Origin of the sequence: Streptomyces sp. NPDC002265 (genome assembly GCF_040296125.1) — a bacterium.
Lineage (GTDB): Bacteria > Actinomycetota > Actinomycetes > Streptomycetales > Streptomycetaceae > Streptomyces.
On sequence record NZ_JBEOWS010000448.1, the window covers coordinates 1 to 6,657 of the forward strand.

Sequence of the window (6,657 nt, forward strand, 5' to 3'; positions counted from 1 at the left end):
GACACCCGAAGGCGTGAGGGACCCCGCCCCCGCCTTCCCGGACCACGCACCGGATGCGTGCCGCCCGGCAGCGGAGCGAAAGCGGGCGACCAGAACGCCCAACACCGTTCGGGGCGTTCGGCTGAGCAACCACAGTCCTGGAGACAGGACTCACTCCCGCTCAGTCCTTAGGAACGGTGGCCGGGACGGTTCCCCCGACACGGCTCTCGGCCCGTACTCATGCCGAGGTACGACGAGAAAGGAATTGACTCCTCCCCCTCCTGAAGGAGGGGGATTCCTGGCTCACTTCGCCCGGCACCTAGCAGGTGGCAGGTCTTACGAGATCAGCACCAGCCGGGTCGAGACCAGCCCGGACGAGCATCACGCGCGCGGAATTCTTGTCCCTGGGGGACACGGCTCCACACGCGGTGCACGTATACGTTCGTTCGGAAAGAGGCAGTGCGTGCTTGGCTCTCGCTCCGCACCGCGCGCAATCCATGGTGGTGTGCGCAGGGTCGACCAGATGCACGATGCGCCCGTGCTTGCGGGCCATCTCGACCAGCGCGTTCTTGGTCGCACCGACGGCAGCGTCCGCAGCCTTGCGGGCCATCGTGGACCGGGCGAGGAACTTCGGGCGGAAGTCCTCGACCGCCAGGACATCGTGGTCGCGGACCACGGCCTTGGCCCACTTGCGGCCGGTGTCCTGCCGCTGCCGGGCGATCTTCCTGGAAACCTTCGCCGCCGCAGTGCGAGCCGCGCGGTAGCCGCCGGTGTCCGGCCGGTTCTTCGGCGTGCGACGGCGGGCCATCATCTTCTGGTAGCGGGCCAGGCGCTGCGCGGCGGTCCGACCGTGCTGCGGGTGGGCAAGGTCGTGGGCACCAGAGGTGGTGGTCGCGGTCTCCCTCACACCCCAGTCGATGCCGATCACGCGTCCCGTGACAGGAAGCGGCTCCATCCTGGCCCTCACGACGAAGGATGCGTACCAGTGGCCGAGCCTGTCGCGGTACACCCGCACCGACGTCGGCCCCGGCGGGCAGCTTGCGGGACCACACCACGGTCACAGCGATGTTGCCGGCCAGGTGCAGGCGGCCGTCCTCGAGCCGGAAACCGCGCCGCGTGTAGTTCAGCGACACCGGCGCCTCACGCTTGCGCTTGATCCGGGGCATCCCGGCCCGCTGCCGCACCGGCATCCTGGCCCTGATGTCCTTGAGCGCCCTCGCCCGGGCCTTGGCGAAGTCCCGGACCGTCTGCTGCTGCGGCACCGAACTGCCCTCACGTAGCCACACCATCGCACCGCGCGCCTCGGTCAGCATCCTGTCCAGCTGCGCCGGACCGCAGGTCACCTGCTCGACGGCGCCCCTGTTCAGGGCGTGGACTTTGCGGGACATGGCCACACACTCGTTCCACACCCACCGACAGCGCGCCCACTCCGCATCCAACCGGGCCAGCGCGGTCGACGACACACGAAGACGGTAGGTGTACCGGGCATACCCGGCCTCTCCCACACCCTGTGCGCTCGTCACGCCGTCATACTGCCACCCCATCACCACGCCGCGAGGCACGAAACATGAAAGAACCCGCATCGCCCTCCCCGTCCCGAACCAGGACCGACACCCAACCCCGAGACCATCCACGCATCAAGGGCGAACACCGCACCACCATTGCAGACGCCGATCGCCCGGAGGGCGACTCGGCTTTCCCTGCCCTGCTCCGCAGGAATCCGATTCCTCCCCGGCCTGAAGGCCGGGGCATCCTCGGAGAACACCGGTGAGTGCCATGCCCCGCATCGTCGGTGAGGTGATGACCGTCGACGTCGTCGAGGCACACCCGGAGACGTCGTTCAAGGACGTGGTACGGCTGCTGGACCGGCACCAGATCAGCGGTCTGCCCGTCGTGGACGGCGACGACAAGGTCGTGGGGGTGATCTCCGGGACCGATCTGATACGCCGCCAGGCAGGCCGGCCCACGGGCGGGTGGGCACGGCGGTTCCGGATGCCCCCACTGGGCCGCTCCGCCAGCCTCACTGAGTCCGTCGCACGCGCCGTCACGGCGCGCGAACTGATGTCGACGCCCCCGATCACCGTACATCCGGAACAGCGGATCGCGGACGCCGCGCGCGTGATGGAGCGTCACGGCGTCGAGCGCCTGCCGGTCGTGGACGAGGAGGACCGGCTCATCGGCATCGCCACCCGACGCGATCTGCTGCGGGTCTTCCTGCGCACGGACGACGAGATCCGCCAGGAGGTCCACGAAGAGGTGCTGACCCGCGCCCTCGGGCTGCCGGCCCACAGCGTGGCCGTCTCGGTCCGGGACGGCATGGCCACGCTGGAAGGGACCGTGCGGCACCGCAGCGACATTCCGCTCGCGATCCGGCTAACGTACCGGGTCGACGGGGTGGTCGGCGTCGTCAACAGCCTGACCCACCAGATCGACGACACCCTCCCTTCCGGGAATCCTCCGGCCCCTGGTCTCTCACACGGCCTGGGTCTGTCCGGCGGGACACCCGGCCCGTCGACTACGGGGCCGATCAGCCCTTCAAAGGGACCAACGGGACCTGGGGCGGGACCCCGCTGACGAGAGACGCTGCTGGTGGGAGCGGTACCGGTCCCGCGCAAGGCCCCTCTCCGCGCCGCCACCCGTGCGGCGCCGCCCTCTCGACGACGGAGGCTCGCCCCCATGACCCGCCACGACGACCGTAGCGCGATCACCGACCCTGCCAGCACACCGTCCGACACCGCCGTCGCGGTGGACCGCCTGGTGACGAACGGGCTCAAGGCGCTCGCCGACTACGAGGCGCTCGATCAGGAGCACGTCGACCACATCGTGAAGAAGGCCTCGGTGGCCGCCCTGGACGCGCACACCGAGCTCGCGCGGCTCGCGGTGGAAGAGACCGGGCGCGGTGTCTTCGAGGACAAGGCGGCCAAGAACATGTTCGCCTGCGAGTACGTCACCCACAGCATGGGCCCGATGAAGACGGTCGGCGTGATCGCCCGTGACGACATCGACGACATGACCGAGGTGGCCGAACCGGTAGGCGTGGTGTGCGCGATCACGCCCGTCACCAACCCGACCTCCACCACGATCTTCAAGGCGCTGATGGCGCTGAAGACCCGCAACCCGGTCGTGTTCGCCTTCCATCCCTCCGCCCAGCGCTGCAGCGCCCAGGCCGCCCGCATCGTGCGCGACGCGGCGGTCGCCGCAGGGGCGCCGGAACACTGCGTGCAGTGGATCGAGATCCCGTCCGTCGAGGCGACCGGTGCCCTGATGCGGCACCCGGGTGTCTCGCTGATCCTCGCCACCGGCGGCAACGCGATGGTCAAGGCCGCCTATTCGGCCGGCAAGCCCGCCCTGGGCGTCGGCGCCGGCAACGTTCCCGCCTACGTCCACCGCAGTGCCGACGTCCGCCGGGCCGTCAACGATCTGGTGCTGTCCAAGTCGTTCGACAACGGCATGATCTGTGCCTCCGAACAGGCCGTCATCCTGGACGAGGGGATCTACGACGCCGTCCTCGCCGAATTCCGCACCCTGCACGCCCACTTGGCCACCGCCGAGGAGAAGGCGAAGCTGGAGACCTTCCTGTTCCCCGTCGGCACCGCAGGCGGGGGCTGCGAGCCCAAGGTCAACTCCGCGGCCGTCGGGCAGAGCCCGGCGTGGATCGCCGAACAGGCGGGCTTCTCCGTGCCCGCCGACACCTCTCTCATCCTGGTCGAGGCAGACCGGGTCGGCCCCGGCGAGCCCCTCACCCGCGAGAAGCTCTGCCCGGTCCTCGCCGTCCTGCGGGCCGGTTCCGAAGAGCAGGGCTTCGACCTGGCCGCCGACATGGTCGCCTTCCACGGACAGGGCCACAGCGCCGTCATCCACACCGGGGACATGGAGCTGGCGGAGGCGTACGGCCGGCGCATCAAGGCCGTACGGATCATCGTCAACGCCCCGTCCTCGCAGGGCGCCATCGGCGGCATCTACAACAGCCTGCTGCCGTCGCTGACACTGGGCTGCGGCTCCTGGGGCAGCACCTCGGTGTCCAACAACGTCTCCGCCGCCCAGCTGCTGAACGTCAAGAGGATCTCGGTGCGCCGCAACAACCTGCAATGGTTCAAGGTCCCGCCGAAGATCTACTTCGAGCCGCAGTCCATCCGCTACCTCACCTCCATACCGGACGTCCACCGCGTCACCGTCGTCACCGACGCGACGATGACCCGCCTCGGCCTCGTCGACCGGGTCGAGCGCGTCCTGCGACGCCGCCGTGAACCGGTCACCATCCAGGTCATCGACAACGTCGAACCCGAGCCCAGCATCGACTCGGTCCGACGCGGCGCCCGCCTCATGGGCGACTTCCGCCCGGACACCATCATCGCCCTCGGCGGCGGCTCCCCCATGGACGCGGCCAAGGTGATGTGGCTGCTGTACGAACAGCAGGCCGAGGGCAAGGACGTCGACTTCGCCGACATGCGGCACAAGTTCTCCGACATCCGCAAACGCGCCTTCCGCTTCCCTGTCCTCGGCAAACTCGCCCGCTTGGTGTGCATCCCCACCACCTCCGGCACCGGCGCCGAAGTGACCCCGTTCGCCGTCATCTCCGACCCCGCCACCGGCAAGAAGTACCCGCTGGCCGACTACGCCCTCACCCCCAGCGTGGCCATCGTCGACCCGCTGCTCACCACCGAGCTGCCCCGCTCGCTGGCCGCCGACAGCGGCTTCGACGCCCTCACCCACGCCATCGAGGCATACGTGTCCGTCTACGCCAACGACTTCACCGACGGCCTCGCCCTGCACGCGATCCGGCTGATCTTCGACAACATCGAGGCCGCGGTGAACGACCGCGCGGCCCGGCCGAAGGCCCAGGAGAAGATGCACAACGCCGGCACCATCGCCGGCATGGCCTTCGGCAACGCCTTCCTCGGCATCGTCCACGCCATGTCTCACACCCTCGGCGCTACCTTCCACATCGCGCACGGCCGCACCAACGCCGTTCTCCTGCCGCACGTCATCCGCTACAACGGCACCGTCCCCACGAAGCTCACCGGCTGGCCCAAGTACGAGAACTACCACGCCCCCGAACGCTTCCAGGACATCGCCCGCGCCCTAGGCCTGCCCGCCACCACCCCGGCCGAGGGCGTCGAGTCCCTCGCCTCGGCGGTGGAACGGCTCCGCGACGCCGTGGGCATCGAGGCGACGTTCCAGGCCCTCGGCGTCGATGAGCGCACCTTCCTCGACGCCCTGCCCCAACAGGCCCTGAACGCCTACGAGGACCAGTGCGCGCCCGCCAACCCGCGGATGCCGATGCTCGCCGACATGCGGGAGTTGATGCGGACTGCCTTCTACGGCCGCCCGGAAGCCGAACGGGCTGAACGGCCATAACTCGCGTGCCGGTGCCTCGGCGCCGGTCGGGTTTCGACGACGGCGGTGGGCAGGGGTCCGCGGGGCCACGACCGCACCGCCGTCCGGCCCTGGTCGAACAAGCCCTGTGGGTCGGTACGCCCCAGGTGATGGTGCCCTTCGGCCTTTCTTCGGCCTTTCTTCGGCCCACCGCCCGCCGAACTGCGCCGAGACGTGGCCCGGTGACTGCTGCACAGGAGACCGCCGCCCAAGTCGATGCGGCTCCCTTCCCCTTCATCCGCCCTTCCCGGGAGCTTCCATGCTGTCCGCGGAATCCGCCGCCCTCGTACGGACCACCCTGCCCGCCGTGGCCGGAGCGCTCGACGAGATCACCAGGACACGGGTGTCCAGCCCGGCGGAATCTGGCGGCCCTGGAAGGTCGTCGAACGCCGTACCGAGACCCCCGACGTCGTGTCCTTCCTGCTCCGCCCGGCAGACGGCGAACGCCCGCCGCATACCTGCGCGGGCCAGTACGTGAGCGTCCGCGTACGCATGGCCGACGGCGTGCACCAGCTGCGCCAGTACAGCCTTTCCTCGGACCCCGGCGGAGAACTGCGGCGGATCACCGTGAAGCGGCGCAAGGGGGACGCCGAGGGGCCGGACGGCGAGGTCTCCACCCTGCTGTACGACCACGTCGGTGCCGGGGACGAACTGCTGCTGTCCGCGCCGTTCGGCGACGTCTTCCTCGACGACCCGGTGGATGCCACCACCCCCGTCGTGCTGATCTCGGCCGGCATCGGCTGAACCCCCATGACCGGCATCCTGGCCCGCCTGGCCGCCCTCCGCTCGATCCGTCCGGTCCTGGTCCTGCACGCCGACCGCTCCCCCGGCGACCACGCCCTGCGTGCCGAGACGCGCGACCTGGTCGGGCAACTGCCGAGCGCCCGCGCCGTCTTCTGGTACGAGCGCCCCGGTTCGGAGGAACCCGCCGCGCACACCGACCTGATGGACCTGAACACAACCGAACTCCCCGACAACGCCACGGTGTTCCTCTGCGGCCCGCTGCCCTTCATGCAAGAGGTGCGCGGACAACTGCTCGGCGCCGGCGTCCCCGCGCGACGTATTCGCTACGAGGTCTTCGGACCCGACCTGTGGCTGCCCGACACCTCGGCGTGAACCACGCCGTATCCCCTGACAACCCGAGGAAGGACCACATTTGACTTCCTCCCCCTCCTGAAGGAGGGGGAGTCCTACGGCTCGCGCCGTTGGGGTTTCTGCTTCATCGCCGACTGCCCGCCCGGAGTACTCCGTTGAGGTCTTACACCGGCTCCACAGACAGACGCCGTCAGCCCGACGGCCAGA

Annotated in this window: 5 protein-coding genes and 2 pseudogenes; 6 read left to right on the top strand and 1 reads right to left on the bottom strand. The window is 69.6% G+C overall.

The genetic code is table 11. The annotated features are described in order from the left end of the window. Positions 1-171, top strand: a pseudogene (locus tag ABT085_RS42075) (IS200/IS605 family accessory protein TnpB-related protein); the annotation flags it as partial. A gap of 127 nt (positions 172-298) precedes the next feature. On the opposite strand, the pseudogene ABT085_RS42080 reads toward ABT085_RS42075, so the two are convergent. Next, positions 299-1,322 (bottom strand): annotated as a pseudogene (locus ABT085_RS42080) (RNA-guided endonuclease InsQ/TnpB family protein). Between ABT085_RS42080 and ABT085_RS42085 the strand changes: the two are divergent. From ABT085_RS42085 to ABT085_RS42105, 5 genes are all read left to right on the top strand, one after another. After that, positions 1,207-1,455 (top strand): hypothetical protein, encoded by a 249-nt coding sequence (locus ABT085_RS42085; protein WP_351621127.1) that lies wholly within the window; start codon positions 1,207-1,209, stop codon positions 1,453-1,455. The pseudogene ABT085_RS42080 and the gene ABT085_RS42085 overlap by 116 nt on opposite strands. A gap of 300 nt (positions 1,456-1,755) precedes the next feature. Further along, entirely contained in the window at positions 1,756-2,553 is a 798-nt protein-coding gene (locus ABT085_RS42090) for a CBS domain-containing protein (protein WP_351621139.1), read from the top strand. 102 nt (positions 2,554-2,655) lie between these two features. Beyond that, positions 2,656-5,337 carry a bifunctional acetaldehyde-CoA/alcohol dehydrogenase gene (gene adhE / locus ABT085_RS42095; protein WP_351621130.1) on the top strand — a complete coding sequence of 894 codons (2,682 nt, stop codon included), beginning with the start codon at positions 2,656-2,658 and terminating at the stop codon, positions 5,335-5,337. A gap of 234 nt (positions 5,338-5,571) precedes the next feature. Further along, on the top strand, positions 5,572-6,099 hold the full coding sequence (locus tag ABT085_RS42100) for an FAD-binding oxidoreductase (protein WP_351621133.1): 528 nt from the start codon (positions 5,572-5,574) through the stop codon (positions 6,097-6,099). Between the two features lie 6 nt (positions 6,100-6,105). Then, on the top strand, positions 6,106-6,471 hold the full coding sequence (locus ABT085_RS42105; protein WP_351621136.1) for a ferredoxin reductase domain-containing protein: 366 nt from the start codon (positions 6,106-6,108) through the stop codon (positions 6,469-6,471). Positions 6,472-6,657: the final 186 nt, after the last annotated feature.